We start from the raw sequence: 25,917 nt of genomic DNA, 5'->3' as shown, positions 1-25,917 counted from the left end.
GCTCAGCGGCTCAGGTCTTGCACCCAGCGGTGCAAAGCGGCGCGCTCGGCGGCCGGCGCAAACAAAGGGGCACGCGCAGCGCACTGGGCCTGGAGCTGCGCCAGCGCTGGCACATTCGAGCGCAGCGCCAACAAGGCTTGGGCCAATGCGTGCGCATCACCGGGCTCGAAGTAGCCCGCGTAATCCTCGCCCAGCAGGCCCACATTGCCGTCGATGCGCGAGGCCAGCACGGGCGTGCCGCTGCACACCGCCTCCATCAGCACATGCGCGCCGCCTTCCATGCGGCTGCAGTGCACCAGCAGGTGCGCGCGCTGGATGCGCTGCAGGGTGGGGGCATGCGGCAGCGCCCCCAGCCAGCGGTAATGCGGGCACTGCGCCTGCGTGGCCTGTGCGGCTTGGCCCAGCGCCGCATCGAGCGGCGCGCCAATGTGGTCGATGAACACGCCCGCGTCTGGCGGCAACAATCGCGCGGCGGCCATCAGGGTCTGCGGGTCTTTTTCTTCGCGCAAATGGCCCACCATGACCACCCGCAAGTGGCGCGGGGTTTTGGGCAGGGTCTGGCGTGTGCCGGTCGACTGAAAAATCACGCGGGCTTTGGATTGGTGCTGGGGTGGCAGGCTTTTCACGCCCAGGCCTTGCAAGACCACCAGCGAATGCGCCAAGGCCAGCGAGCGCTGCGCCTGCGGGTCGTGCGCGATGTCGCGGTACAGGTCGGTGCCGGTCAGCACCACGCCCAGGCCGCGCTGGCCATGCCGTGCGTGCCAGGCCTGCACCGAGTCGGCTGAGCGGCGGGCGTGCAGGGCCAGCATGACATCGTCATCATCTGCCTGCGCGTCGGGCCACTGGCGCACGATGCGGGCAGAATGCGCAGACAAGAGCTGTTGCCAGCGCCGGGCGGTTTGCCAATTGCCGTTGTTGGCGTCGGCCAAGGCAGGGCTGACAATCACCACTCGAAGTTTTTGCATGGACGGTTTATACATGAATGGCAGTCGCACAGCGGGGGCAGGGCAGGCCGCTCTCAATGCCTCTTTGGGTGGGCATTTTGAAGGGTCTTTCCCAGCGTGCCTGGGGCCTGTGCACAGCGCCGTGCGCACGGCCAGTGCGGCGGATTTGGCCCAGGCCCTGCAACGCACCCGCGAGCGCACGCTGGGCCTGATGCAGGCTTGGCAAAACGCCTTGCCCGATTTGTCGGTGCCGCCCTTGCCGGGCATGAACCCACCGCTGTGGGAGTGGGGCCACATCGCCTGGTTTCAGGAGTGGTGGACGGTGCGCAACCGCCAGCGCCACCTGGGCACGCGCAGTGCCAGCAGTGGCGCGGACTTTGACGCCTCGCTGTTGCCCGATGCCGATGCGCTCTACAACTCCAGCGAAGTCGCCCACGACAGCCGCTGGGCGCTGCCGTTGCCCGATCTGGCCGGCACTCAGGCTTATTTGGCGCAGGTGCTGCAGCGCAGCCTGAACCACCTGCAAGCCGCCCTGGCGGCCGGTCCGGGCGCGAGCGACGAAGCGCTGTATTTTTGGCGCTTGGCGCTGCAGCATGAAGACATGCACAACGAAGCTTCGGTCTACATGGCGCAAGGTCTGGGGCTGGATTTGCCACCAGCCTTGTGTTGGCGCGCAGCCGCATCCGGTGATGCGGCTGCACCAACACCATCAGGTCGTTCACCATCCGGTCGTTCTGGGGGCATCTTGGTGCCTGCGCAGGTTCACACGCTGGGCCATCAGGGGCCAGGCTTTGCTTTTGACAACGAGCGCCTGGCCCACACGCAGGCGCTGGCCGCGTTCGAAATTGACGCTGCCGCCGTGACCTGGGCGCGGTACTTGCCTTTTGTGCAGGCCACAGGTCATGCGCAGCCGCCCCATGTGCGTTGCGTTGACGGCACTTGGCAAGCACAGTGTTTTGGCCAGTGGCAGCTGCTTGACCTGCAGGCCCCGGCGGTGCACCTGAATGCGTTCGATGCCCAGGCTTGGTGCGAATGGGCGGGCAGGCGCTTGCCCACCGAAGCCGAGTGGGCATGCGCAGCCCAACAGCCTGGCTTTGAGTGGGGCCAGGTGTGGGAATGGACAGCCAGTGACTTTGCGCCCTATCCGGGCTTTGAGGTGCACCCTTACCGCGACTATTCAGCGCCCTGGTGGCACGGCCACCGCGTGCTGCGTGGGGCGTGCGCCGCCACTTCGGCCAACGTGGTCGATGTGCGTTACCGCAATTTCTTTGTGCCCGAGCGGCGCGACATTTTTGCGGGCTTCCGGTCGGTGGCGCTTTAAAAGTTCTGTGCCATCAGGCCGTGGCCCACAAGACCGCAAAGCGCTGGGCCGGATCGGTCCAAGCGCGGGTCTGGGCAAAGCCTGCTGAGTGCAGCAAGGCTTCGAAGTTCGGCACCGTCCATTTGCAGGCGTTTTCGGTGTGGATGGTCTCGCCTGCCGCAAACAGCCGCTCGCCGCCCGGCCACTGCACGCGCACTGCGTGACGGGCCTGCAGGTGCATTTCCACGCGCGATGCCTGGGCGTTGAAGCGCGACAAATGCCGCCAGTCGCGCACCGCAAAGTTGCTGCCCACCAAGCGGTTGATGTGCAGCAGCAAATTCAGGTCAAAGGCCGCGGTCACGCCCAAGGCGTCGTCGTAGGCCGCTTCCAATTCGGCCGCGTCCTTGAGCAAATCCACCCCGATCAGCAAACCGCTGCCCGGGGCCGTGCCACAAGCGCGGTGCAGGCTTTGCAAAAAGCCCAGGGCCTGATCGGGCGTGAAGTTGCCGATGCTCGAGCCCGGGTAAAACAACACGCGCGGCTGCGCTGGGTCCAGGCCCAAGGTGTCCGGCAATGCCAGACCGCCCGAAAAGTCGGTGCCCAGGCCCGCGATGGCCAGGCCCGGGTGCTGGCGCTGCAGGCTGTCCAGGGCTTGGCGCACAAAGTCCACCGAAATGTCCACCGCCACGTAGCGCCCGGCGTGCAGCGGCCCCAGCAGTCGCCCGGCTTTTTCGCAGTTGCCCGCGCCCAGGTCGATCCAGCAAGCGCCTGCAGGCACATGCTGGGCCATGTCGGCGCTGTGCAGGCGCATGAGTTGCGCCTCGGTGCGCGTCAGGTCGTACTCGGGCAGCTCGGTGATGGCTTCAAACAGGCGCGAGCCCAGCGCGTCGTACAGGTATTTGGGCGAGGTGAAGGCCTGCGGGGCACTCAGGCCCTGCAAGAGTTCTTGCGCCACTGCAGCGGCGTTGTGCTGGTACAGCTGGATGAATTGGGGGGTGGTCATGCGGCCATGCTAACCGAGCCACTTGGTCGGTGAAAAAACCAGGCAGCAGCTGCGTTGGCAGGTGCCACGCGGTTTTTTGCAATGTGTGTCACACCAAAAATCGTTCGGCCAACTGACACCAGAACGCGGCACCATAGGGCAGGTTGTCGTCGTTGAAATCGTAGCCCGGGTTGTGCAGCCCTCGGCCTTTTTGCAAGGGGCCGTTACCGATCCTGACCAGCGCGCCGGGGCACGCCTGGAGCATATAGGCAAAGTCCTCACTGCCTGTGAGTTGGGGGTGTTCAAGTTCAACGGCATCGGGGCCCATCAAATCCTGTGCCACCTGTGCGGCCAGCTCCACGGCAGACGGTGTGTTGATCAAGACGGGATAGCCTTCGATGTACTGGATGTCGGCTTGGGTGTCGTGCGCTTGCGCGATGCCGGTGATGATCTCAGTGATCCGTTTTTTCAGCAGGGCGCGAACGGTCGGAGAAAACGAACGGACGCTGATGCCGATTTCGGCCATCTCGGGAATCACGTTCAGCGCATCACCCGAGCGCAAGCGCCCCACGGTGACCACCGCCGTTTCGGCCGGATCGACATTTCTGGCCACCACGGTCTGCAAGGATGTGACGATGGCCGCGGCTGCCACCAAGGGGTCAGCGGCCAGATGCGGCCTGGCCGCATGACCGCCAACACCCAAAATTTTCACGAACACCCGGTCGCCTGCCGCCATGAATGCGCCGCTGCGCAACAAGATTCGGCCTTGCGCCGCCCCGGGGTGGTTGTGCATGGCATAGACCGCATCGCACGGGAAGCGGTCAAACAGGCCGTCCAGCACCATGGCCTTGGCACCGCTGTCAAAGCCTTTTTCTTCGGCGGGCTGAAAGATCAGGTTCAGGGTGCCTGAAAAATGGCGGTGTTCGGCCAAGTGGCGCGCAGCGCCCAGCAGCATGGTCATGTGGCCATCGTGACCGCAAGCGTGCATGCGGCCTGCCACGGTGCTGGCATGCGCGGCGCCGGTGCACTCATGGATAGGCAAGGCATCCATGTCGGCACGAATGCCCAGACGTTTGGGGCCGGTGCCATTTTTCAGCGTGCCCACCAAACCCGTGCCACCAATGCCCCGTGTCACCTCAAAGCCCCAGTCCTGAAGTTTTTGAGCAATGAAGCCGGATGTTTTGTGTTCTTCAAAAGCCAGCTCGGGGTGCTGGTGAAGGTGTTGGCGGATGCGCGTCAGCTCCTGCGCTTGCGGCATCAAATCCTCAATGCGCGTGTAGGGAGCCTGGCGCTCGGGCGGTGATGACAGGGAATCGCTCATTCCACGACGACGTTGTTGGCTTTGGCGATGCGCTGGTAAAACTGGATGCGATCCGCGATTTCAGAGCGGTAAGCGGCCGGCGTGATGTCTTCGGGCACCATCATCCCTTTGTCAGTCCAGATCGACTGGGTGGCAGCTTCGTTCAGGATGCTGCGCACCGCTTTGTAAAGCAGTTGAACGATCGGCTCGGGTGTGTTGGCGGGGGCGGCCAGTCCTGTCCAGGAGGTGAGGTTCAGGTCCGGCAGTTTGAGTTCGCCAAATGTGGGGACATCCGGCAGTTGTGGCACGCGTTGTGGTGCTGCCACGGCCAATGCCCGCAGATTGCCGTTGCGGATATTGGACATGTTGGAAGACAGGTTGTTCCAGGTCAATTGCACCTGACCGGACAGCAGGTCCACGAGCGCAGGGCCGGCCCCACGGTAGGCAATGTGCGTCATGGGCAGTTTCGCCTGGACTTTCATCAACTCCATGCTCAGGTGTGACACCGAACCGATGCCCGCGCTGGCATAGCTCAGCTTGTCCGGGTTGGCCTGGGCGAATTTCACCAAATCAGCAAACGTCTTGACGGGCAGATCCTTGTTGACCAGCAGCACGTTGGCCAGGCGGTCGATCAGGGTGATGGGGGCAAAGTCCTTGAGTGCGTCGTAAGGCAGCCTGGGGTTGACGGCCGGATTGACCACATGCGTACTTTGAGAAGTCACCACCAAGGTGTAACCGTCCGCCGCGGCTTTGGCAGCAAAAGAAGACCCGATGGCACCGCCAGCACCGGCCTTGTTGTCGACGACCACTGGAACTTTGAGAACCCTGCTCAGCCGTTCCGCGATCAGGCGACCTGAGTTGTCGACAGCACCCCCCGGCGCAAAAGGCACCACCAAGGTGATGGGCTTGGCGGGATAACCCGCTTGGGCGAAGGCGTTGTGAAGGGGCGTCAAGGCGCTGGCTGCGGCCAGGCTCATCACTTGGCGTCGATTGAGTTGCATGGGGTGCTTTCGTGCTGAAAGTCTGGAGATTACTGACAACGGTGGCTCAATACAAACGACAAAGGCATCTCTGCCGATAACCTAATGTTATAAAGCAGGCCATGAAAATACGCTCCCCATCCATGGTCGAGATGCATGCATTTTTGGCTGTTTCTCGCATGAAAAGCTTCAAAGGCGCGGCGCAGGAGCTGTGTGTCACGCAAGCCGCTGTCAGCAAGGCGGTGCAGAGGCTGGAGGAACACCTGGGGGGTATCCGGCTTTTTGACAGAAATTCAGCCGGTGCCGAGCTGACCGAACGCGGCGCCGAGTTGAGAAAGTTGACGCAAAGACATGTTCTGGCGCTGGAGTCGGCTTTTGAGAGTTTTGGAAATTCCCTTCAATCCCGACCTGTTCGAATCAGTGTGATTCCCACCTTGGGCATTCAATGGCTTTTGCCTCGTTTGCCGCAGTTCCGGCAGCGTTGTCCTGATGTGGACATCGAGATGCGGCAATTCAGGCACGACGAGGACTTCACCCGAGATGACGTGGATTTCTGGATCGAGGTCAAGCGTCCGCACAGAAAATGGCCAGACCATGTCCAGACCCACTATTTGTTGGGGCGCGAGTTGGTGACCGTTTGTGCACCCGAATTGAAAGCGCGATTTCGCCAACCGAAAGACCTGCAGTCCGCGTGTTTGCTGGGCCACACCAATTTTCCTGACAATTGGGCCCGGTGGTTTGATGCCGCAGGCGTGCCTTTTTCACCGCGCTTGGGCCCCAGTTTTGATCTGACCATGAACCTGATCGTGGCCACCAAATCCGGCATGGGTGTGGCCGTTGTGCCTGCGTGCCTCGTTGAGATGGAGCTCTCCAAGGGCGAGTTGGTCAAGCCTTTCGACATGGAAGTTTCTTGTGGACGCGGCTATTTTTTATGTTCCAACAAGGATGCTCCCGGCTTTTCTGCCGGGGACAGGTTCACGGATTGGTTGGTCGAGCAATCGAACCATCCAAGCCTCGCCCTGGCTCGATGACCCGGCGAAGGAAAGCTTCGCAACGATCAGTGGGCCATTGCCTTGCTGATAAAGGCCCCTTTGGGGGCTGCAAACGGCATGCGCTTCTCGCCAAATTCCGCGGCTTGCAACAAGCGTGCGAGACGTGCAACAAGCCTGGCTTCAGATGAGGCGTTCAGGCCCCGCTGCTAGGCAGGCGTGTTCTTTCAAAATGGGGTCTAATTCAACCCTTTTCCCAGTGTCTTGCCTCAGGCGAGTTTTTCCATGTCCACTTCAATCCTCTCCAAAATCCAGACCTCGGCCCTGATGGGACTGCTGGCTTTGTCGGCCGCTTTTTCTTCGGCAGCCCAAGCCCAGACCACGCTGCGCGTGACCACCATCCCTGAGGAAGCCGCTACCGAGCAGGTGCGCAAGTTCACGCCCTTGGCCAACTACCTGGAAAAGCAGCTGGGCATGAAGGTGCAGTTCACGCCCGTGACCGATTACCCCGCTGCCGTGGAGTCGCTGGTCAACAAGAAGGTCGATGTGGTCTGGTTTGGCGGCTTCACCTTTGTGCAAGCCAACATCCGCTCGGGCGGCAAGATCGTGCCCATTGCCCAACGCGAAGAAGACACACGTTTCCAGTCGGTGTTCATTGCCAAGACCAACTCTGGCATCAAGACGCTGGCCGACATGAAGGGCAAGCAAGTCTCTTTTGGCTCACAAAGCAGCACCTCGGGCCACCTGATGCCGCGCAGCTTCTTGCTGCAAGCCCAGATCGAGCCTGAAAAGGACTTCAAGCGCATCGCCTACAGCGGCGCGCACGACGCCACCATCGCCTCGGTGGTCAGCGGCAAGGTTGACGCTGCGGCCCTGGACATCACGGTCTGGAAAAAGTTCGTGGCAGAAAACAAGGTCAACACGCAAGACGTGAACGTGTTCTACACCACGCCCCCTTACTTCAACTACAACTGGTCGGTGCATGCCGACATGCCTGCCGATTTGCGCGAAAAAATCAAGGCCGCCTTGTTGGCCCTGAACCCCGCCAACCCCGAGCACGCCGAGATCCTGAAGCTCAACCGCTCGACCCGCTACATCTCCACCACGCCCGAGAACTACAAAGGCCTGGAGTCGGCTGCACGCAGCGCGGGCTTGCTCTAAAGCCTGAGCAGCACGGCGGTGAAGATCGAACTCTCGGCTTTGGAGGCGCGGCACCCGGCGGCGCTGCCTGGCGTGCCAGCGGCCTTGCGGGCTTTGAACCTGCGTTTTGGCGCAGGCGAGCAGGTGGCCATCATCGGCCCGTCGGGCGCGGGCAAGACCACTTTGTTGCAGGTGCTGGCCTGCGCGCAGCGGCCCACCCAAGGCAGCTTGCAGTTGTCGGACGTGAACCCTTGGACACTTTCTGCACGCGCCTTGCGCCATACACGCGGCCAGTTGTTTCTGGCCCCGCAGGTGCCGCCGCTGCCGCCGCGCCAACGCGTGGTGACCTCGGTGCTGGCCGGGCGTTTGCCCAGCATGGGTTTGTGGTCCAGCTTGCGCTCGTTGTTCTACCCCACCGACATCCCGGCCGCTTACGAAGCGCTGGTGCACTTTGACCTGGGCGATAAATTGTTCGACCGCGTGGACCGCCTCTCGGGCGGTGAACGCCAACGCGTGGGTCTGGCCCGCGCCCTGTTGGCTCCGGCCAGCCTGTGGCTGATCGATGAGCCTCTTTCGGCGCTCGACCCCATGCGCGCCCGCATGGCCATGGCCGCTTTGGTGAACCTGGCGGCCGAGCGTCAGGTCACGCTGGTGGCCACACTGCACCAGGTGGACATGGCGCTGGCGCACTTTCCGCGCATCATTGGCCTGCGCGATGGGCAGCTGGTGTTTGACCTGCCCTCTGCGCAGGTCAGCCCCGAGCGCTTGGCACATTTGTACGACCAGTTCGAACACGAGTTGCGTGGCGAAGCCCCGCCCATGACCTCAGCAGAAGCATCTTCAACCCAATCCGCGCCTGCGGTGATGCACTGCCGTTGACGCTGTAGCTGGCTGCACCTGGTTCAAGATGACCGCTTCTGTTTCACCCCTGCCTACGCCCCGGCCTCGCCTGGATGCGCCGGCCCGCGACCCGGCCTTTTTCAAGCGGGTGTTTTGGTTGAGCCTGGCTTTGGTGCTGTTGTGGCCATTGGGCGTGGCCACCGAGTTCCGTTTGTGGGTGCTGTGGGAGCCTGAAAACCGAAAAGTGACGGCGCAGTTCTTGTCCACCTTTTGGCCGCTGATTTACAACGCCGAGTTCATGGACATGGTGGTGCGTGAGACCTGGCGCACCGTGGCCATGGCCACCGCGGGCGTCACGCTGGCGCTGGTGCTGGCCATTCCTTTGAGCCTGTTGGCCACGCGGGTTTTGTCGCTGTCGGCTTTGTCGGGCCGCATGGACCGTTGGCCCGCAGTGCTGCGCTGGCTGGTGCGGGCCACGCTGATTGTGCTGCGCAGCGTTCCGGAGTTGATCTGGGCGCTGGTGTTTGTGCGCGTGGTGGGCCTGGGGCCTACGGCGGGCGTGCTGGCCATTGCCCTGACTTATGGCGGCATGCTGGGGAAGGTCTACGCCGAGATTTTGGAAAGCGGCGAGAGCCATGCCACCCAAAACCTGATGCGCAATGGCAGTGGCCGCCTGCAGGCCTTTGTGTACGCCTTGCTGCCCAGTCACGCCGCTGAGTTGGCCTCTTACACCGTGTACCGCTGGGAATGCGCGATCCGCTCTTCGGTGGTGCTGGGCTTTGTGGGCGCAGGCGGACTGGGTCAGCAGTTGGACAACTCGATGAAGATGTTCAACGGCGGCGAAGTGGCCACCATGCTGCTGGTGTTCATCGCGCTGGTGGCGCTGGCCGACCGCGTGAGCGCCTGGTTGCGAAAGGCGCTGGCATGAAGTCTTCAGGCACCTTGTTTTCTTCACGCGAAGCGGCCAACCCGCCCTACAAATTGCCGCCGCCGATCTTTGACGCCCGCTGCAAAGCGTGTTGGTTCACTCTGGCTTTGCTGGTTTTGGTGGTGGCCAGCTTTGTCTCGCTCGACCTGGACTGGGCGTCTTTTGCGTCCATGGAAGCGGCACGCAGCATGGGCCGCTTTGTGGCGGAGTTTTTCCCGCCTGATTTGTCGCCCGTGTTTGTGAACAAGGTGGTTTGGGCCGCTTGGGAAACCTTGGCCATGTCGGCCTTGGGCACCGCCATCGCGGCGGTACTGGGCCTGGCGTTGGCTGTTCCCGCCAGCCGCATGTCCACCCAAGACCCGGCTTGGCTGCGCGGCCCCACGCGCTGGTTGCTCAATGCCTTGCGCGCCATTCCTGAATTGGTGTGGGCGGCGTTGTTGTTGATTTCGGCGGGCCTCGGCCCCATGGCCGGCACTTTGGCGCTGGCGCTGCACACCACGGGCGTGCTGGGCCGGTTGTTTGCAGAGGCGATGGAAAACGTGCCCGCCGGGCCGGGCGACGCCTTGCGCACCCAGGGCGTGGGTCCGCTGCGCGTGTTCTTTTACGCCACCTTGCCGCAGGTGCTGCCGCAGCTCATGAGCTACACGCTGTACCGCTGGGAGAACAACATCCGCGCTGCCGCTGTGCTGGGCGTGGTGGGCGCGGGTGGTTTGGGCCAGATGCTGTCTTTCCACATGGGTCTGTTCCACATGAACAAGACGGCCACCATTTTGGCGGCCATGCTGCTCATGGTGGCCTGTGTGGACGCGCTGAGCTTTGCGGCGCGGCGCTGGTTGACACGGTAATGCGCTGAACTGTTGGCGCCTTGAGTTTGTAGGCGCTCACCCCGTGGGCGATCGAGGCGTGCTGGTGCTGAGTGCTTGTTGGGATCAGTAGACCTTCACCTGCTCAAACCAGACTGAAGCCCAGCCACAGCGCTGTGCCCCACATCATCAGCGCCACCGCGCCGTCAAGTGCGCGCCAGATGTGCAGGGAATGCAGGCGGCGGCCGAGCCAGAAGGCGGCGGCGCCCAGCACCAAAAACCACAGCATCGAACCCGCTGCCGCGCCCAGGCCAAAAGTGGTGCTGCCGTGTCCATAGGCCAGCGAGGCGGTGCCGATCAGCACGGCCGTGTCCAGCCAAGCGTGCGGGTTGAGCCATGAAAACGCCAGCGCCGACAACACGGCCTGACGGCGCGTGACGGGTTGTGGCCGGGGGCTGGCCAGGGTGTTCACCGATGCGCTCGATGTGTCGCCCGACGGCACATCCAGTGTCAAAACACGGGGCCGCAAAAACCGCTGAAACGCCTGCCAGCCATAGACCGCCAAAAACAACATGCCTGCACCCACCAGCGCGCCGTGCAGTTTGTCGCTCAGGCCGCCCAGCTGCGCCAGACCCAGCACGCCCAGCCCAATCAGCGCCACATCGGCCACGGCGCACACGGCCACCGTCAGCCACAGGTGCTGGCGCTGCAGGCCCATGCGCAGCACATGCGCGTTCTGTGGGCCAATGGCCATGATCAGCGAGATGCTCAGCACCATGCCGGCGGTGAAAGTGGGAATGCTCAGAACCATGGGAATCTCCGGGTGCCGTGTGTGGCGGTGTGATGCTGGGCAACTGGATGGCGCTGCCGATGAATGGTCACGAGTGTGCGCGCCAAGCGCCATGATTTAAACCAAGTTCAATTAAACTCATATCACTCAATTAATTTTTAATTCAAACATGCTGGACGCCCGCCAACTCGAAGCCCTGGCCACCGTGGTCGAGCACGGCAGTTTTGGTGCGGCGGCCCAGGCGCTGTCGCTCACCCTGGCGGCCGTGTCTTTGCGCATCAAGGCGCTGGAAGACACGCTCGGCCAGCGTCTGCTGGTGCGGGGCAAGCAGGTGCGGGCCACCCCGGCTGGGCAGAGCCTGCTGGCCCATGTCAAACAGGTGCGCATGATGGAAGCCGATTTGCTGGGCGGCCTGCAAGGCACGTCCACCCAAACTGGTGCGCGCAAGGCCCCGCGCTGGCAATCGCTGAGCGTGGCCGTGAACGCCGACTCGGTGGCCAGCTGGTTTTTGCCCGGTGTGGCCCCTTTGCTTTTGAAGCACCATTTGCTGCTCGAAATCCTGATCGACGACCAGGACCACACACACGACGCCCTCAAAAGCGGCGACGTGATCGGCTGTGTGAGCACCCTGGCCGAGCCCATGCGCGGCTGCGTGGCCGAGCCGCTGGGCACCATGCGTTATTGCTGTGTGGCCACGCCTGCGGTGGTCAAGCGCTGCCAAACGCCCAGCGGCGCGGTGTCGCTGCACAAAATGCTGGCCCAGCCTTCGGTCATTTTCAACCGCAAGGACGCTTTGCAAGACGCGTTTTTGGCTCAGCACTTTGGCCTGCAGCAACCCCATTACCCACGCCACTTTGCCCCGGCGGTCGAGGCCTTCGAGACCGCCATCGCGCTGGGCCTGGGCTGGGGCATGGTGCCCGAGCAGCACCTGGCGCAACGTGCGGCCTTGCACACGGACCCTGCGCAAGCCCTGCAAGAGTTGCTGCCCGGTGCCACGGTGGATGTGGCCCTGTACTGGCAGCACTGGGCCCGCGAGGCCCCGTCAGCCCAGCGCCTGACCGAAGCCGTCAAAACCGCTGCGCGTTTGCATTTGCGGCAGGTGCCGGTGTGAAGGCGTTGCCAACGATTGGGCGTGATCACTTCGCCATCGAGCAATGCCCCCCGCTGCTGGCCTGGCCCGAGCCTGCGGCGATCAGGGGTGGTTCATTGCGCAGGTCCACCGGGTCGGAGGCCTGAAAGTCCCAAGCCAAAAAAGCGGCCAGCGTCAGCCAGAAAACCGCTTGCAGTTTGTGCGTTGTGTTCATGTGGCCTCCTTCAGAACTGGTAGTGGCGGCGCACGCGCACGCCAATGAGCGTGCCCGCAAAGGCCAAAGGCACCCACAGCCAGCCGTGCAAGCTGCCGGTGGAAATGCCGCTGAGCATGGCGCCGATGTTGCAGCCAAAGGCCAGGCGTGAGCTGTAGCCCATGACGAAACCGGCCACCAAGCCAATCACCCATTGTTGTGTAGTGAGCGGCTTGCTAGCGGCCGGGGACTTGGCCGAGACCCACAGCGCACCGCCCAGAATGCCGATGTTGGTGATGGTGGTCACGTCCATGAACACGGTTTGTGTCAGGCGCTGCGCGTTGCCCGCCTGGCCCCAAAACGCGTTGCCTGCGGGGTCAAATGCGCCCAGCGCCACCGAGATCTTGGCCGCCCACAGCCCAAAGCCATAGACCACGCCCCAAGGCTGCCCGGCCAGCAACAAATTCAAAGTCGCCAGCACGGCGAGGACCACCGCGCCCCAGACCCAGCGTTTGTCGAACCAGCTTTGGCCCGCGCCCACCCACAGGCGCACGGCCACCAGCACGGCGGCCAGCAGGGTCAGCGTCAAGGCCAAAGCGCCGCCCGTGCCGTATTCGGCAGAAAAACTGACCGGGGCCGTTTGGCCCAGTGACAACCAGCTGTCCAGGTGCACCGAACCCAAAAAGCTGCCCAAGGCGAACAGCGGCAAGATGCCCATGTTCAGCGGCACGCCCAGGCCCGCCTTGTACAAACTGCCCGAGCCGCAGCCGTCGGCAATCTGCATGGTCAGCCCGAAAACAAAAGCGCCCACCAGCAAGCTCACGCTCGGTGGCCCGAGGGCCGCGTGCAGTTCAGGAAACTGGCCCAGCAGCGGCAGCGCTGCCAAGCTGGCCAGTGCCAGCAGCAGCACCTGGCCGCTCACGCCTTGCGGGTTGCGCTGCTCAATGAGCTGGCGCCAGCCGGTGGTGAAACCAAAGCGGGCGGCCGCCAAAGCTGCACCCATGCCCACGCCCACCAGCATCAGCACGGCTTGGCGGATGGACACGGACAGCGCCAAAAAGATGAAAAAGGCGGCCAGCAAGGCCGCCAAAGGAAGGCGTTTCATGAGCTGAATTTACTTGAAGGTTTTCTCGGCCCAGAGCTTGGTGTCGATCAGGAGTTGCTTGGGGCGGCTGGGCACGTTGGCCATGGGCAGGCCGCTGGCGTCTTTGGACCACTCCACCATCGAGCCCGCATAGAGCTTCACGTTTTTCTGGCCCAGCACTTCGGACATGGCAAACCAGTTGGTTGCGGCCCAGTGGCCGGTGTTGCAAAAGGACACGGTTTCTTTGGCTGGGTCGATCGGGCTGGCAGCCGCCACTTTTTGGGCCTGCTCGGGGCTCACAAAGGTGGCGCTGCCGGGGGCAAACCATTTGCTGTGTTCCACGTTCACCGCGCCTTGCAAGGTGCCGGGCACGCTGGCGGCCACATGGCGGGTGTCGCCCTTGAAGAATTCGGCCGGGCGGGCGTCGATCAAGGCGGCGTCACCGGCTTTCACGCGGGCCACCAGCTCTTCCTTGGTGGCGACCAGGCTCTTGTCGATTTGCGGCTGGAAGCTGCTGGCGGCTACTTTCACGGCTTCGTTGTTTTGCGGCAAACCGGCGGTGGTCCAGGCCTTCACGCCGCCATTGAGCACCGACAGCTCTTTGAGGCCCAGCACTTTCAGGGTCCAATAAACCCGGGCCGAGGCCCCAAAGTCGGTGGCGTCTGCGCCGCTGGACACAATCACCGCATGGGTGCTGGGGGTCAGGCCCAGGCTTTGCACCAGGGTGGTCAGCTTGGGCAGAGCGGGCAATTCGCCAGGGTTGTTGGCCGGGCCGCGCCAGGTGCCATAAGGGGCATTGACCGCGCCGGGGATGTGGTTGGCCGCATACGACTTGGGGTCGCGGATGTCGACCACGCGCACGTTGGCGTCGGACAGCTTGGCCTGCAGCTCGGCAGGGCTGAGCAAGGGCTGGGCGGCGAAAGCGGAAGCAGAGAAGGCGGTGGCCGACAAGGCCAGAACCAGGGCAGAGATGCGTTTCATGAGAGGCGTTCCTGATGGGGATGAACAGAAGATGGCGCGATTGTGGCCAAGCCCCTCAGACATGGGAACGATTTTTTTGTTGGTTATATATGCCAAGCCAGATATAAGGGAACATGGAACCCGACTCAGTGCCTGGGCTTGAGGGCATACCGCTGCGCGGCCCACAGCGCCCCAGTACCCAGCAAACTGGCCGCCAGCAGCCACCACAGCGCCAGGGTGTAGCCGTGTTGCGGTGACCACAGCAGACCCAGCGTCAAAGGCGCGGCAGCACGGGCCAGCGCAATCGGCAAACCCAGCAGGCCATTGAGTTGCCCCACATGCGCGCGGCTCACGTACTGCGCCATGGCCGTGCCTTTGACGATGGTGTTCATGCCATTGCCCAGGCCGTAAAGCAGCACAAACACCAGCGAGGCCACGGGGCTGAGCCCACCGATCAGCAAGGCCACGATTCCCGCCGGGATGAGGGTCGGAATCCAGCGGTTGGCGGCGTGCACATCCCAATAACGCTCAAACACAAACAGCACCAAGCGCCCCAGCACCTGAATCACCCCAATGGCCGCTGGAATGGCCAGCACCCAAGCGGGGGACAGCCCCGACTCTTGCAGCAAGGCGATCATGTGCGCGGGCAGGGCCGAGGTCACCGACATGGTCAGCACCATGAACAAGGCCAGCAGCCAAAACGGCGCGTGTCGCAGGTGTTCGCGCACGGGCACGGCGGGGTTGTGCGTGTCGGCGGGTGCGCCGTGCTCGGGTTGTGTGCGGTCGGGGTGGCTGGCGTGGGGGCGCGGCGCCCCGTGCAGCAGCCAGCCGTGCAAAGGCGCGCACACCAAAAGCTGTAGCCCAGCCAACGCCCACAGGGCTTGCCGCCAGCCCCACAACTCCATCCACCAGGCAAACAGCGGAATGAACACCGTGCTGGCCAGGCCACCTAAAAATGTGAGCGTGATGATGGCGCGCCGAAAGTCCTGGGCAAAGCGCCGTGTGACCACGGCGAACGCCGGGTTGTACAGCGTGGCCGCCATGCCCAGGCCCAGCCAGATCCAGGCGGCATAAAAGCCCGCCACCGACGTCACAAAGCTGTGCCCCAGCAGCCCCAAGCCCACCCAAAGAGAGCCCAAGGTCATCACCCGCCGCTCATGCCCCGCATCGATCCAGCGCCCCACCCGGTAAGCCATCAGCCCCTCGGCCAGCAGCGCCAGACTGAAGGCCAGCGATGACTCGGCCCGCCCCATGCCCAGCTCCGCCTCCAGGGGCGTCATGAGCAATGAGAAGGTGTAGAAAACGCTGCCCCAGGTGATCAGCTGGGGCAGGGACAGCCAGACGCTGAAGGGCCCCAAGCCTAAAGTCTTCATGTGTTGACGAGGGAAATAACGCATGGATTCATTATCGTGATCTGTTCACAGGGTCTTGCTTTCATCTTCGTGCCATGGGACCCCCAACACTGTCGCATGGGTGCTGTGATCGTCTTCGATCGCATTTAGAGTGAGCGCAAAGTGGACAAGGTATGGATGCTCAATTGCTTGGTGTTTTGAGGGGCTTGCACACGCTGGATTTGAATGCCGAACCTGCGTTGCAAACCCGTGCCCGTTGGTTGGTGATGGACACCTTGGGTTGCATCATGGCGGGCTTGCGCGCAGAGCCGGTGACGCGCTTGGCGCAAGGCGCTGCAGCCGCTGACCCCGGCAGCTTTCGCTTCACCCCGGATGCCGGTGTTGGTCTGTCGGCCGCCAATGCCGCCATGGTGCTGGCCATGGCAGCCTGTTGGGATGAGGCCTGCGAGGGCCATGCGGGTGCCCACGGCCGTCCGGGTGTGGCGGCTTTGGCCGCGCTGTTGCCAATGGCTTCGCGCCTGACCTATGGCCAGTTTCTGCATGGCTTGGTGGTGGGCTACGAAGTCGGTGCCCGCATGGGGGCGAGCTTGCGCATCAACAAAGGCATGCACGTCGATGGCAACTGGCCCGCCTTGGGTGCGGCTGCTGCGGTGGCGCATGCGCTGGGCCTGAGCCCTGAGCAGATCGCGCATGCGGTCCAGGTGGCCGCTTGCCAATTGCCCATGAGCTTGTATTTGCCCGTGCGATCAGGGGCCACCGCGCGCAATACCTATTTGGGCCACGCCGCTCAGCTGGGGCAAAGCGCTGCGCTGGCCGTGGCCGGTGGCATTACAGCGCCTGCTGGGGCGGTGGCCGAATACGCCCAGATCGGACTGGGCAAACCGCCAGTGCCTTTTGACGCATCACAGGGGTTCGAGTTGCTGCAGGGCTATTTCAAACCCTATGCGGCGGTTCGTCATGTGCATTACGGTGCTTTGGCCGCCCACGCCCTGCGGTTGTCTCTGGAGGTGAGCAAGATCGATCGCGTGGTGTTGCAGGTCTACGAAGAGGCCACCATTTACTGCGGCAACCGTGCGCCCCAAACGCCTTTGCAGGCGCAGTTTTCCCTCAGCTTCGGCCTGGCCGCCATGCTGCGTTGGGGGCGTCTTGATCCTTGGGTCTACCGTGAGCCCCAGTTTCAAGACCCTTTGCTGCGCGCCCTGGAAGGCAAGGTGCAGGTGCAGGTCGATGCCCCGTGGACCCAGCAGCAACAGCGCGGTGCGCGGGTGTTGATCGACTGCAGCGACGGCACCCGGCATGAACACGTCATCACGGCCGTGCCCGGCGATGCGCAAATGCCCTTCACCGAGCCCGAGCTGCGGGACAAATTTTTGAGTTATTGCGAGGGCAGCCTGCCTGCCGCGCAGGCCGCTGATTGGGCCGCGCAGTTGCTGCACGCCCCGCTTGACGCCCGTCCCTTTCCGTTTTGGCATTCACCCCAGGAGAAAACACCATGTTGAAGAAAACCCTTGTGACGACCGCTGTACTGGCCGCCGCCTGGCTGAGCGGCCCTGTGGCCGCACAAACCACCGACTTCCCAAACAAGCCGGTGCGCATCGTGGTGCCTTTTCCACCCGGTGGTGCCACCGACATCACGGCCCGTGTGGTGGCCGAAAAACTCAGCACCAAGTGGGGCCAGCCTGTGGTCATCGACAACAAGGCGGGCGCTGGTGGCAACGTGGGCTCGGACCTGGTGGCCAAGTCGGCCCCGGACGGCTACAACATCGTGCTGGGCGTGACGGGCTCGCACTCGATCAACATCTCTTTGTACAAGAAGATGCCCTACCACCCGCTCAATGACTTTGAGCCGCTGACGCAGGCCACGATCTACCCGAACGCGATTGTGGTCAACCCCCAGGTACCGGCCAACAACCTGGCCGAGTTGATCGCGCTGCTGAAAAAAGAGCCGGGCAAGCTCTCTTATGGCTCGGACGGCAACGGCACGGCATCGCACTTGGGCATGGAAATTCTGAAGTCCAAGGCCAATGTGCAACTGACCCACATCCCCTACCGGGGCAGCACGCCCATGATCACCGACTTGCTGGGCGGCACTTTGATGGTGGGTGTGACCGGCTTGCCAGCCGTGCAGCAGCACCTGAAGGCGGGCAAGCTCAAGATGATCGCCATCACCACGCCTCAACGCGCCCCCGGTGCGCCTGAGTACAAAACGGTGGCCGAGCAAGGCTTTGCCAATTTCAACGCCGCGCCTTGGGCCGGCTTCTTTGCGCCCAAGGGCACGCCCAAGCCGGTGCTCGACAAACTGGCCACGGACTTGGCCGATGCGCTCAAGCAAGCCGACGTGGTGCAGAAGATGAACGAGCTGGGCAGCACCGTGGTGGGCAACAAGCCAGATGAGTTTCGCCAGTTTGTGGGCCGCCAGATCGAGTTGTGGGCTGAGGGTGTGAAGATTTCTGGCGCCACGGTGGACTGAGCCATGGCGGCTTTGGGCAACTTTGCGCCTTCGGGTGATTACGCGTTTCCCTACCGTGACTTGGTGGGCACGCAGGTGCTGGTGACCGGTGGGCGTGGCACTTTGGGCGCGGCCATCAGCCGGGGCTTTGCTTCGCTGGGCGCGCAGGTCTGGTGCGTGGACCAGTCCCCGATACAAGCGGGTGAGAACGATCCGCGCATCACACACCGCGTGGCCGATGTGCGTGACCGTGCTTCACTGCAGGCGGTGCAGGCCGAGCTGGCGCAGACGGCGGGCCTGGATGTGCTGGTCAATGCGCATGGTTTGCAGATTCGCTCGGACTTTGCGGGTTGCGACGAAGAGACCTGGATGACCCTGACCGACGTGAATCTGAACGGTGTTTACCGCAGCTGCCAGGTCTTTGGCGAGCCCATGCGCAGCCGGGGCGGCGCGATCGTGAACATCGGCAGCGTCAACGGGGTGGTGGTCTCGGGCAAGGGTACGCCCTATGGCATTCAGAAAGCGGCCGTCTCTCACATGACCAAGGTGCTGGCGGTGGAGTGGGCACCGTTGGTGCGTGTGAACGCGGTGGCCCCCACGGCGATTCCCTCGGGCATGACGCAGGACTTGTTTGCCAACCCGGATTATGTGCGCACCAAGACGCAAAGTATTCCGCTCAAGCGCACCGGCACCGAAGAAGACATCGTGCACGCGGTGATGTTCCTGGCCTCGTCGGCCTCGGGGCTGGTCACGGGCCACACCCTGATGATGGATGGGGGTTTGTCTTTGGTCTGAGGTGATTGGCGGGTTGCGCATCCCAATGGCCTGCAGCGCAGCCCCCTCTCACTGCCCCTGCAGCACCCGCCGGTACTGCAGGGCCTCGGCCACATGCACCGACGCGATCGTGTCGCTGCCTGCCAGGTCGGCGATGGTGCGGGCGACTTTGAGGCTGCGGTGGACGCTGCGCCCGCTCCAGCCGAGTTTGGCGGCGGCTTTTTGCAGCAAGGCCGTTGCGCTGTCCTCCAGGCGCGACTCCTGGTCGATGGCCTGGCCTTGCAGCGCGGCGTTGGTGCAGCCCTGGCGGGCCAGGGCGCGTTCGCGGGCGGCCCCGCTGCGGGCGGCGATGGCTTCGGTGCTTTCGCCGGGTGGCGCGTTCAGCAGGTCTTGTGCACCTAGGCTGGGCACTTCGATGTGCAGGTCGATGCGGTCGAGCAAGGGGCCACTGAGCTTGCCTTGGTAGCGGCTGACCTGGTCGGGTGAGCAGCGGCAGGCCCGCGTGCTGCTCCCCAGATAGCCGCAGGGGCAGGGGTTCATGGCCGCGATCAACTGAAACCGCGCTGGAAATTCGGCCCGCCGTGCGGCCCGAGCGATGGTGATGCTGCCCGTCTCCAGCGGCTCGCGCAGCGCCTCCAATGCGGCCCGGGGGAACTCGGGCAACTCGTCCAGAAACAGCACGCCGTGGTGCGCCAGCGAAATTTCGCCAGGGCGTGGGGGCGAGCCGCCGCCCACCAAAGCCACTGCACTGGCCGAGTGGTGCGGCTGGCCTGTGGGGCGCTGCGCCCATTGGCTCAGATCAAAGCGCCCGGCCAAGCTGGCCACCGCTGCCGATTCCAGCGCGTCCTCAATCGACATGGGCGGCAGCAAACCCACAAAGCGCTGCGCCAGCATCGACTTGCCCGAGCCCGGCGGGCCGACCATCAAGAGCGAATGCCCCCCGGCGGCGGCGATCTCCAGCACGCGCTTGACGCCCGCCTGGCCTTTCACGTCGGCCAGGTCGGCGTAGCGCGGTGGTGCGCTGGGCGTGGTGGCGGCCATGCGGGCCCAACCGTCGGTGGGTTCGGGTGGGGGTTCGCTCGAGGGTGGCAAAAACTGTTGCACCACATCCAGCAGGTGCTGGGCGCGAAAGACTTCGGCATCGGGCACCAGGGCCGCTTCTTCGGCGCTGCCCGGGGGCAACACCAGCCGGGTGCGCACATGTTGCTGGCGCAGCACCAGGCTCATGGCCAGCGCGCCGCGCACCGGGCGCAACTCGCCCGACAGCGACAACTCGCCCGCGAACTCGTGACCCGCCAGCTTGCTGGCATCGATCTGGCCGCTGGCCGCCAGGATGCCCAGCGCAATCGGCAAGTCCAGCCGTCCAGAATCCTTGGGCAAATCGGCTGGCGCCAGGTTGACGGTGATGCGCTGGTTGTGTGGGAAGTCCAGGCCGCTGTTTTGCAGGGCCGAGCGCACGCGCTCGCGCGCTTCCTTGACTTCGACATCGGCCAGCCCCACCAGCGTGAAGCTGGGCAGGCCGTTGGCCAGATGCACCTCGACCATGACGGCCGGAGCGGTCAGGCCCACCAGGGCGCGGCTGTGGATGGTGGCCAGGGCCATGTCTCGTCCTCCCTCTTTTTTATGGGCACCAGTGTAGAGGAGGGCGGCTGTTTTGGGTAAGTGTTGTTGTGGTGTCAAGCGCTTAGCGGGCATTCAGATGGGCATGGGCCGTGGCGTGCACCGCAAAGGTGTCAAGGCGCGCATCCGGGCTTGGCCATGCGCAGCTGCGCACCAAACTGAGACCCGAAAACTGCTGGCGCCTCAAATTGGTGCATGTTGGGTGTGCTGGCCCACAGTGCTTGCCAAGCGCATGGTGTGGAATGCCGGGGGTGCCCGTTCAGAGGGGAAAAGCGTCCGTCAACGCCTGTGCAGGGGTGTGGCCAACAGCTTGGCACGCTCCCTGCTTGGAGGCTATGTCCTTTCTTCACTTTTGGAGTTCTTCATGAAAAAATTGCTCGTTCCTTCTTTGTTGGCCCTGTCCTTGTTGGCCGTGACCGGTGCAGCACAAGCGCAAGCTGCCGAGAGCTCTTTGTCGTTCAACGTGGGAGCGACCAGCGATTACCGTTACCGTGGCATTTCCCAGTCGCGCCTGAAGCCTGCTGTGCAAGGCGGCATCGACTACGCGGACAAGAGTGGTTTTTACGTGGGTGCCTGGGCTTCCAGCATCAAGTGGATCAAGGACGCTGGTGGTGACGCTTCGGTAGAAGTCGATGTGTACGGCGGCTACAAAGGTGCAGTGGGCGATGTGGCGTATGACGTGGGCTTCTTGCGCTATGAGTACCCCAGCAACAAGTTGGCGGTGAGTGCCAACACCAATGAAATTTATGGTGCCGTCACCATGGGCCCTGCCACGTTGAAATACTCGCACGCCTTGTCCAATCTGTTTGGTTTTGCCGACAGCAAAAACAGCTACTACGTGGACCTGAGCGGCACATTTGACATGGGCAACGGTTTCAGCCTGTTGCCGCATGTGGGTTACCAGTCCGTCAAGAACAATGGCGCTTACTCGTACACCGATTACTCGCTCACCTTGGGCAAAGACTTGGGCAATGGCTTGTCGGCCACCGCCGCTGTGGTGGGTACGGACGCTGACAAAACCATGTATGTCACCCCCGCAGGCAAGTTCACCGGCAAGACTGGTGTGGTCGTGGGCCTGAAATACGCCTTCTGATCGCCACTCAATTCAACAAGGAGCCATCATGAAACTGGTGACCGCCATCATCAAACCCTTCAAGCTGGACGAGGTGCGTGAAGCACTTTCGGGCATCGGCGTGCAGGGCATCACCGTGACCGAAGTCAAAGGCTTTGGTCGTCAAAAAGGCCACACCGAGCTGTACCGTGGCGCGGAATACGTGGTCGACTTTTTGCCCAAAGTGAAGATCGAAGCCGCTGTCTCTGACGAACTCGTCGAGCGCGTGATCGAAGCCATCGAAGCCGGTGCCCGTACCGGCAAGATCGGCGACGGCAAGATCTTCGTATACGACCTCGAGCAAGTGGTTCGCATCCGTACCGGTGAAACCGGCGCAGAAGCCCTTTGATGCATCAGAAAGAGAGTCGATAAATGAAAAAACTACTCGCTACCCTGGCCTTGGGCCTGAGTCTGGGTCTCGGTGTGTTCGGTACGGCGTCTGTCGCCACCGCACAAACCGCTGCCCCCGCTGCCGTGACGGCCCCTGCAGCTGACGCCAAGCCGGTCGATGCAGCCCCGGCACCTGCAGCGCCTGCTGCTGCGGCCCCCGCTGCAGCAGAAGCTGCGCCAGCGCCTGTGCTCGTGCCCAACAAGGGTGACATCGCCTGGATGATGGTCTCCACCATCTTGGTGATCCTGATGGTCATTCCGGGCCTGGCTCTGTTCTACGGCGGCTTGGTGCGCAGCAAGAACATGCTGTCCGTGCTGATGCAGGTCGTGGTCACCTTCTCCATGATCACGGTGCTGTGGTTCATCTACGGTTACAGCCTGGCCTTCACCGAGGGCAATGCCTTCATCGGTGGCTTTGACCGCTTGTTCATGAAAGGCATCTGGGACAACGCTGCGGGCACTTTTGCCAACGCGGCCACCTTCAGCAAGGGCGTGGTCATTCCTGAAATCACCTTCGCAGCCTTCCAGGCCACGTTCGCAGGCATCACTTGCGCACTGATCGTGGGTGCATTCGCCGAGCGCATCAAGTTCTCTGCCGTGCTCGCCTTCATGGTGCTGTGGTTCACCTTCAGCTACCTGCCAGTCGCCCACATGGTCTGGTTCTGGATGGGTCCTGACGCCTACACCGCCAAGGAAGTCGCCGATGAAATGACCTCCAAAGCCGGTCTGATCTGGCAGTGGGGTGCCTTGGACTTCGCTGGTGGCACTGTGGTGCACATCAACGCCGCTGTGGCGGGCTTGGTCGGTGCCTTCATGGTGGGCAAGCGCGTGGGTTACGGCCGTGAAGCCATGGCCCCGCACAGCCTGACATTGACCATGGTGGGTGCGTCCTTGCTGTGGGTGGGTTGGTTCGGCTTCAACGCCGGCTCGGCCCTGGAAGCCAACGGTTTCGCGGCTCTCGCCTTCATCAACACCTTGGTCGCCACTGCCGGTGCGGTGCTGGCCTGGTGCGTGGGTGAAGCGTTGATGCGTGGCAAAGCCTCCATGTTGGGCGCAGCTTCGGGTGCGGTGGCCGGTCTGGTCGCCATCACGCCAGCAGCAGGCAACGTGGGCATCGGCGGCGGTCTGGTGATCGGCATCGTGGCGGGCTTTGCTTGCCTGTGGGGTGTGAACGGCCTCAAGAAGATGCTCGGTGCTGACGACTCTCTGGACGTGTTCGGTGTGCACGGTGTGGGCGGTATCGTGGGTGCTTTGTTGACCGGCGTGTTCAACTCGCCCGCTCTGGGCGGCCCCAGCGCCGTGGGTGACTGGGTCACGGTGGCCATGATTGCCCCCGATGCTTACTCCATCGCTGGGCAAGTTTGGACCCAGGCCAAGGCTGTGCTGCTGACCATCGTCTGGTCGGGTGTGGTCTCGGTGGTCGCCTTCAAGATCGTGGACCTGACCATCGGTCTGCGTGTCACAGAAGAAGAAGAGCGCGAAGGTCTGGACATCGCTTCGCACGGCGAGTCGGCCTACCACGGCTAAAAGCCGGATACGACAAGTTTCATTGCAAGTGGTGGCGCAAGCCACCCCCTCATCAGCCCGCAGTGCTTCGGCCCTGCGGGCTGTTTCTTTGGGGGGCCAGGTTTTGGCCGCTTGGGCATGAGTTTTGATCGGGGTACGTGCCGGCCGAGGCGCCGCTGGACCCCATGGCCTCGGGCACAATGGATTTCATGCATGCACCTGCCTTGTTGACGCCCCCCTGGACCGCCATCACCACCGAGCCCGATGGCTTGGGCGAATCGCCTTTCTGGCACCCGCAGGACGAGCGCCTATATTGGGTGGACATCCCCGGCCGACGCATCGCGCGCGTGGCGGTGCAGGGTTTGCAGGCGCAAGGGCCGGTCGACTATTGGCCCTTGACCCAAGAGCCGGGCTGTATCGCCCCCGTGCAAGGTGGCGGCCTGGTCATGGCCCTGCGCGATGGCATTTATCTGGCACGCCAGTGGGGTGGCCCCTTGCAGCAGCTGGCGGCCGCGCCGTATGACACGAGCCAGCAACGCTTCAATGACGGCAAGTGCGACGCGCAAGGCCGATTTTGGGCCGGCAGCTTGTACGAGCCCAAAGACCAGGCGCTGGGCGCGCTGTACATGCTGGACGGTCAAGGTCTGCACGCCATGTTGGGTGGCGCGAAGGACGGTGTGGTGACGGCCAACGGCCTGGCCTGGTCACCCGACGGCCGCACGGCCTACTGGGCCGACACGGCCGCGCACCAGGTGCGCGCCTTTGACTTTGAGCCGGCGACGGGCCAACTTTCAGCCACTCGCGTGTTCCACCAAATGGCCTCCAAACCCGTTGGCTGGAGCTGGGGAAGTGACATCCCCTATGGCGGTCGCCCCGACGGCGCGGCGGTGGACAGCGAAGGCTGCTACTGGTCTGCCCAGTACGAAGGCCAGCGCCTGCTGCGCCTGTCGCCCACCGGTGAGGTGCTGGCCGAAGTGCCCACGCCTGTACCTTGCCCCACCATGCCCTGCTTTGGCGGGCCGGACCTGAAAACCCTGTTCATCACCACATCGCGACAAGGCCGCAGCCCGCAAGAGCTGGCGCAATACCCGGAGGCAGGGTGTGTGTTGGCGACGCGGGTGGAGGTGCCGGGTTTGCCGGTGAGTGCTTATCGGGCCTGAGCTGCTCAATTTCCAGCAAGACTTCCGTTCAAAAAATTCACACGGTCCCTCAAGGCCGGGCGTTACCATCTTGGCCCATGGATGCTGAACTCAATTCCCTCATCGACGCCGTGCGCGCCGCCGCTGCCCAAGGCCGCACTTTGCGTGTGCGCGGCGGTGGCAGCAAAGATTTTTGGGGCCAAAGCCTCACGGGCGAGGTGCTGGACACCCGGGCCTACCGGGGCATCGTGAGTTACGAGCCCAGCGAGCTGGTGGTCACGGCCCGCTGTGGCACGCCCTTGGCCGAGCTGGAAGCTGCATTGGCCGAGAAAGGCCAGTGCTTGGCTTTTGAGCCGCCGCATTTTGGCCCCGGCGCGACAGTAGGCGGCATGGTGGCCGCTGGATTGAGCGGCCCGGCCCGCGCCACCGCTGGCGCTGTGCGTGACTATGTTTTGGGTGCGCGCTTCATCAACGGTCTGGGTGAGCACCTGACCTTTGGCGGCCAGGTCATGAAAAACGTGGCCGGTTACGACGTGAGCCGCCTCATGGCCGGCAGCTGGGGCACACTGGGCTTGATCACCGAGGTCAGCCTCAAGGTCTTGCCGGTGGCCCCGGCCGAGGCCACGCTGATGATCGCGGGTCTGGCCCAAGGCCCGGCGCTGGATTTGCTGCACCGCTGGGGTGGCCAGCCCCTGCCCCTGAATGCCAGCGCCTGGGTGCGCGACACCACGGCCCAGCCCGTGGCCGATTATTTGTTTGTGCGCCTGCGCGGCGCGGTGGCGGCAGTGCAGTCGGCCACCGTCAAAATGAGCGCCGATGCCGCTGCCTTGGGCGCGCAAGTTCAGACCATGGACAATGCCGAAGCTGAGCAAGACTGGCGTGCCAGCACAGAGCAGGCGCTCACTTTTTTTGATACACCCAGCCCCGATGCCTGCCTGTGGCGTCTGTCGGTGCCGCAAACCGCACCGGTTTTGGACCTGCCTTACCCCACCTATGTGGAGTGGCAAGGTGCGCAGCGCTGGCTGTGGGCACCCGCATCGGCTGCGGTGACTTTGCGTGCGTTGGCCCAGAAGGTCGGCGGTCATGCCACGCTGTTCCGAGCCAGCGCCGCCCATGCCGCAACGGACAAAGCCGTAGGCGTGAACACGCCTTTGGAGCCGGTGCAGCAACGCATCCAGCAGCAATTGCAAAAGCAGTTTGACCCGAAAGGCGTTTTTGCCACCGGTCGACTGCACCTCCTCTGAGGCGAATCG

25 protein-coding genes are annotated in these 25,917 nt (G+C 63.4%); 15 read left to right on the top strand and 10 right to left on the bottom strand.

What is annotated here, in order from left to right; genetic code table 11:
- Positions 1 to 2: 2 nt before the first annotated feature.
- Complete coding sequence (gene senB, locus QZ190_RS12740) at positions 3 to 965, bottom strand: selenoneine biosynthesis selenosugar synthase SenB (RefSeq protein WP_291916858.1); 963 nt, start codon at positions 963 to 965, stop codon at positions 3 to 5.
- A gap of 13 nt (positions 966 to 978) precedes the next feature.
- Between senB and senA the strand changes: the two genes are divergently transcribed.
- The gene (senA, locus tag QZ190_RS12735) at positions 979 to 2,265 is read left to right on the top strand and encodes a selenoneine synthase SenA (protein WP_291916857.1); all 1,287 of its coding nucleotides are present in this window, start codon (positions 979 to 981) and stop codon (positions 2,263 to 2,265) included.
- Positions 2,266 to 2,278: 13 nt separating this feature from the next.
- On the opposite strand, the gene egtD is transcribed toward senA, so the two are convergent.
- The 3 genes from egtD to QZ190_RS12720 form a co-directional block, all read right to left on the bottom strand.
- Positions 2,279 to 3,247 (bottom strand): L-histidine N(alpha)-methyltransferase, encoded by a 969-nt coding sequence (gene egtD, locus QZ190_RS12730; protein WP_291916856.1) that lies wholly within the window; start codon positions 3,245 to 3,247, stop codon positions 2,279 to 2,281.
- An 88-nt stretch (positions 3,248 to 3,335) separates the two neighbouring features.
- Complete coding sequence (locus tag QZ190_RS12725; protein WP_291916855.1) at positions 3,336 to 4,547, bottom strand: M20 aminoacylase family protein; 1,212 nt, start codon at positions 4,545 to 4,547, stop codon at positions 3,336 to 3,338.
- Positions 4,544 to 5,527, bottom strand: coding sequence for a tripartite tricarboxylate transporter substrate binding protein (locus QZ190_RS12720; protein ID WP_291916854.1), 984 nt, complete (start codon positions 5,525 to 5,527; stop codon positions 4,544 to 4,546). Before QZ190_RS12720 ends, QZ190_RS12725 begins: the two co-directional genes overlap by 4 nt.
- 101 nt (positions 5,528 to 5,628) lie before the next feature.
- Between QZ190_RS12720 and QZ190_RS12715 the strand changes: the two genes are divergently transcribed.
- The 5 genes from QZ190_RS12715 to phnE all read left to right on the top strand — a co-directional run bounded on the left by QZ190_RS12715 (position 5,629) and on the right by phnE (position 10,248).
- Complete coding sequence (locus QZ190_RS12715) at positions 5,629 to 6,537, top strand: LysR substrate-binding domain-containing protein (RefSeq protein ID WP_291916853.1); 909 nt, start codon at positions 5,629 to 5,631, stop codon at positions 6,535 to 6,537.
- Between the two features lie 285 nt (positions 6,538 to 6,822).
- On the top strand, positions 6,823 to 7,656 hold the full coding sequence (locus QZ190_RS12710) for a putative selenate ABC transporter substrate-binding protein (protein WP_291916869.1): 834 nt from the start codon (positions 6,823 to 6,825) through the stop codon (positions 7,654 to 7,656).
- Between the two features lie 18 nt (positions 7,657 to 7,674).
- Complete coding sequence (locus tag QZ190_RS12705; protein WP_291916852.1) at positions 7,675 to 8,514, top strand: phosphonate ABC transporter ATP-binding protein; 840 nt, start codon at positions 7,675 to 7,677, stop codon at positions 8,512 to 8,514.
- 28 nt (positions 8,515 to 8,542) lie between these two features.
- Positions 8,543 to 9,403 (top strand): ABC transporter permease, encoded by an 861-nt coding sequence (locus tag QZ190_RS12700; protein ID WP_291916851.1) that lies wholly within the window; start codon positions 8,543 to 8,545, stop codon positions 9,401 to 9,403.
- Positions 9,400 to 10,248 carry a phosphonate ABC transporter, permease protein PhnE gene (gene phnE, locus QZ190_RS12695; RefSeq protein ID WP_291916850.1) on the top strand — a complete coding sequence of 283 codons (849 nt, stop codon included), beginning with the start codon at positions 9,400 to 9,402 and terminating at the stop codon, positions 10,246 to 10,248. Before QZ190_RS12700 ends, phnE begins: the two co-directional genes overlap by 4 nt.
- Positions 10,249 to 10,351: 103 nt before the next feature.
- On the opposite strand, the gene QZ190_RS12690 is transcribed toward phnE, so the two are convergent.
- On the bottom strand, positions 10,352 to 11,017 hold the full coding sequence (locus QZ190_RS12690) for a LysE family transporter (RefSeq protein ID WP_291916849.1): 666 nt from the start codon (positions 11,015 to 11,017) through the stop codon (positions 10,352 to 10,354).
- A 148-nt stretch (positions 11,018 to 11,165) separates the two neighbouring features.
- Between QZ190_RS12690 and QZ190_RS12685 the strand changes: the two genes are divergently transcribed.
- Positions 11,166 to 12,107 carry an HTH-type transcriptional regulator ArgP gene (locus QZ190_RS12685; protein ID WP_291916848.1) on the top strand — a complete coding sequence of 314 codons (942 nt, stop codon included), beginning with the start codon at positions 11,166 to 11,168 and terminating at the stop codon, positions 12,105 to 12,107.
- A 25-nt stretch (positions 12,108 to 12,132) separates the two neighbouring features.
- Here QZ190_RS12685 and QZ190_RS12680 read toward each other — a convergent pair whose 3' ends face one another.
- From QZ190_RS12680 to QZ190_RS12665, 4 genes are all read right to left on the bottom strand, one after another.
- A complete protein-coding gene (locus QZ190_RS12680) occupies positions 12,133 to 12,300 on the bottom strand; it encodes a hypothetical protein (RefSeq protein WP_199225068.1) in 168 nt (55 codons plus the stop codon).
- 10 nt (positions 12,301 to 12,310) lie between these two features.
- A complete protein-coding gene (locus QZ190_RS12675) occupies positions 12,311 to 13,384 on the bottom strand; it encodes a YeeE/YedE thiosulfate transporter family protein (RefSeq protein WP_291916847.1) in 1,074 nt (357 codons plus the stop codon).
- A gap of 9 nt (positions 13,385 to 13,393) precedes the next feature.
- Positions 13,394 to 14,344: a sulfurtransferase gene (locus tag QZ190_RS12670; protein ID WP_291916845.1), complete on the bottom strand. Its 951-nt coding sequence runs from the start codon at positions 14,342 to 14,344 to the stop codon at positions 13,394 to 13,396.
- A gap of 125 nt (positions 14,345 to 14,469) precedes the next feature.
- Positions 14,470 to 15,720, bottom strand: coding sequence for an MFS transporter (locus QZ190_RS12665; RefSeq protein WP_291916843.1), 1,251 nt, complete (start codon positions 15,718 to 15,720; stop codon positions 14,470 to 14,472).
- A 128-nt stretch (positions 15,721 to 15,848) separates the two neighbouring features.
- Between QZ190_RS12665 and QZ190_RS12660 the strand changes: the two genes are divergently transcribed.
- From QZ190_RS12660 to QZ190_RS12650, 3 genes are read left to right on the top strand one after another with little or no spacing between them, the layout of a single operon-like run.
- Positions 15,849 to 17,174, top strand: coding sequence for an MmgE/PrpD family protein (locus QZ190_RS12660; RefSeq protein WP_291916841.1), 1,326 nt, complete (start codon positions 15,849 to 15,851; stop codon positions 17,172 to 17,174).
- Positions 17,168 to 18,145: a tripartite tricarboxylate transporter substrate binding protein gene (locus QZ190_RS12655; RefSeq protein WP_291916839.1), complete on the top strand. Its 978-nt coding sequence runs from the start codon at positions 17,168 to 17,170 to the stop codon at positions 18,143 to 18,145. The genes QZ190_RS12660 and QZ190_RS12655 overlap by 7 nt, the downstream gene beginning before the upstream one ends.
- A gap of 3 nt (positions 18,146 to 18,148) precedes the next feature.
- Entirely contained in the window at positions 18,149 to 18,919 is a 771-nt protein-coding gene (locus QZ190_RS12650; protein WP_291916837.1) for an SDR family oxidoreductase, read from the top strand.
- A 48-nt stretch (positions 18,920 to 18,967) separates the two neighbouring features.
- Here QZ190_RS12650 and QZ190_RS12645 read toward each other — a convergent pair whose 3' ends face one another.
- Positions 18,968 to 20,500, bottom strand: coding sequence for a YifB family Mg chelatase-like AAA ATPase (locus QZ190_RS12645; protein WP_291916836.1), 1,533 nt, complete (start codon positions 20,498 to 20,500; stop codon positions 18,968 to 18,970).
- A 382-nt stretch (positions 20,501 to 20,882) separates the two neighbouring features.
- On the opposite strand from QZ190_RS12645, the gene QZ190_RS12640 reads away from it, so the two are divergent.
- From QZ190_RS12640 to glcE, 5 genes are all read left to right on the top strand, one after another.
- A complete protein-coding gene (locus QZ190_RS12640) occupies positions 20,883 to 21,611 on the top strand; it encodes a TorF family putative porin (protein ID WP_291916834.1) in 729 nt (242 codons plus the stop codon).
- A 28-nt stretch (positions 21,612 to 21,639) separates the two neighbouring features.
- Positions 21,640 to 21,978, top strand: coding sequence for a P-II family nitrogen regulator (glnK, locus tag QZ190_RS12635; RefSeq protein WP_062406859.1), 339 nt, complete (start codon positions 21,640 to 21,642; stop codon positions 21,976 to 21,978).
- Between the two features lie 23 nt (positions 21,979 to 22,001).
- Positions 22,002 to 23,546, top strand: a complete 1,545-nt coding sequence (locus tag QZ190_RS12630) for an ammonium transporter (protein ID WP_291916831.1) — start codon at positions 22,002 to 22,004, stop codon at positions 23,544 to 23,546.
- Positions 23,547 to 23,710: 164 nt separating this feature from the next.
- Positions 23,711 to 24,685 carry an SMP-30/gluconolactonase/LRE family protein gene (locus tag QZ190_RS12625; protein WP_291916828.1) on the top strand — a complete coding sequence of 325 codons (975 nt, stop codon included), beginning with the start codon at positions 23,711 to 23,713 and terminating at the stop codon, positions 24,683 to 24,685.
- 77 nt (positions 24,686 to 24,762) lie between these two features.
- The gene (glcE, locus tag QZ190_RS12620) at positions 24,763 to 25,908 is read left to right on the top strand and encodes a glycolate oxidase subunit GlcE (RefSeq protein ID WP_291916826.1); all 1,146 of its coding nucleotides are present in this window, start codon (positions 24,763 to 24,765) and stop codon (positions 25,906 to 25,908) included.
- The last annotated feature ends 9 nt before the right edge of the window (positions 25,909 to 25,917 follow it).

Source organism: Limnohabitans sp. (assembly GCF_017848645.1).
Classification (GTDB): domain Bacteria; phylum Pseudomonadota; class Gammaproteobacteria; order Burkholderiales; family Burkholderiaceae_C; genus Limnohabitans_A.
This window is presented reverse-complemented; position numbering and strand designations above follow the sequence as displayed.

What these genes read in the sequence shown, in the direction of transcription:
- QZ190_RS12645 (WP_291916836.1), bottom strand. Translation starts at nt 20,500, where the DNA reads ATGGCCCTGGCCACCATCCACAGCCGCGCCCTGGTGGGCCTGACCGCT.
- QZ190_RS12650 (WP_291916837.1), top strand. Translation starts at nt 18,149, where the DNA reads ATGGCGGCTTTGGGCAACTTTGCGCCTTCGGGTGATTACGCGTTTCCC.
- QZ190_RS12685 (WP_291916848.1), top strand. Translation starts at nt 11,166, where the DNA reads ATGCTGGACGCCCGCCAACTCGAAGCCCTGGCCACCGTGGTCGAGCAC.
- egtD (WP_291916856.1), bottom strand. Translation starts at nt 3,247, where the DNA reads ATGACCACCCCCCAATTCATCCAGCTGTACCAGCACAACGCCGCTGCA.
- QZ190_RS12680 (WP_199225068.1), bottom strand. Translation starts at nt 12,300, where the DNA reads ATGAACACAACGCACAAACTGCAAGCGGTTTTCTGGCTGACGCTGGCC.
- QZ190_RS12625 (WP_291916828.1), top strand. Translation starts at nt 23,711, where the DNA reads ATGGCCTCGGGCACAATGGATTTCATGCATGCACCTGCCTTGTTGACG.
- QZ190_RS12665 (WP_291916843.1), bottom strand. Translation starts at nt 15,720, where the DNA reads ATGCGTTATTTCCCTCGTCAACACATGAAGACTTTAGGCTTGGGGCCC.
- QZ190_RS12640 (WP_291916834.1), top strand. Translation starts at nt 20,883, where the DNA reads ATGAAAAAATTGCTCGTTCCTTCTTTGTTGGCCCTGTCCTTGTTGGCC.
- QZ190_RS12660 (WP_291916841.1), top strand. Translation starts at nt 15,849, where the DNA reads ATGGATGCTCAATTGCTTGGTGTTTTGAGGGGCTTGCACACGCTGGAT.
- phnE (WP_291916850.1), top strand. Translation starts at nt 9,400, where the DNA reads ATGAAGTCTTCAGGCACCTTGTTTTCTTCACGCGAAGCGGCCAACCCG.
- QZ190_RS12690 (WP_291916849.1), bottom strand. Translation starts at nt 11,017, where the DNA reads ATGGTTCTGAGCATTCCCACTTTCACCGCCGGCATGGTGCTGAGCATC.
- QZ190_RS12670 (WP_291916845.1), bottom strand. Translation starts at nt 14,344, where the DNA reads ATGAAACGCATCTCTGCCCTGGTTCTGGCCTTGTCGGCCACCGCCTTC.
- QZ190_RS12715 (WP_291916853.1), top strand. Translation starts at nt 5,629, where the DNA reads ATGAAAATACGCTCCCCATCCATGGTCGAGATGCATGCATTTTTGGCT.
- QZ190_RS12720 (WP_291916854.1), bottom strand. Translation starts at nt 5,527, where the DNA reads ATGCAACTCAATCGACGCCAAGTGATGAGCCTGGCCGCAGCCAGCGCC.
- QZ190_RS12655 (WP_291916839.1), top strand. Translation starts at nt 17,168, where the DNA reads ATGTTGAAGAAAACCCTTGTGACGACCGCTGTACTGGCCGCCGCCTGG.
- glnK (WP_062406859.1), top strand. Translation starts at nt 21,640, where the DNA reads ATGAAACTGGTGACCGCCATCATCAAACCCTTCAAGCTGGACGAGGTG.
- QZ190_RS12675 (WP_291916847.1), bottom strand. Translation starts at nt 13,384, where the DNA reads ATGAAACGCCTTCCTTTGGCGGCCTTGCTGGCCGCCTTTTTCATCTTT.
- senB (WP_291916858.1), bottom strand. Translation starts at nt 965, where the DNA reads ATGCAAAAACTTCGAGTGGTGATTGTCAGCCCTGCCTTGGCCGACGCC.
- QZ190_RS12725 (WP_291916855.1), bottom strand. Translation starts at nt 4,547, where the DNA reads ATGAGCGATTCCCTGTCATCACCGCCCGAGCGCCAGGCTCCCTACACG.
- QZ190_RS12710 (WP_291916869.1), top strand. Translation starts at nt 6,823, where the DNA reads ATGGGACTGCTGGCTTTGTCGGCCGCTTTTTCTTCGGCAGCCCAAGCC.
- senA (WP_291916857.1), top strand. Translation starts at nt 979, where the DNA reads ATGAATGGCAGTCGCACAGCGGGGGCAGGGCAGGCCGCTCTCAATGCC.
- QZ190_RS12700 (WP_291916851.1), top strand. Translation starts at nt 8,543, where the DNA reads ATGACCGCTTCTGTTTCACCCCTGCCTACGCCCCGGCCTCGCCTGGAT.
- QZ190_RS12630 (WP_291916831.1), top strand. Translation starts at nt 22,002, where the DNA reads ATGAAAAAACTACTCGCTACCCTGGCCTTGGGCCTGAGTCTGGGTCTC.
- glcE (WP_291916826.1), top strand. Translation starts at nt 24,763, where the DNA reads ATGGATGCTGAACTCAATTCCCTCATCGACGCCGTGCGCGCCGCCGCT.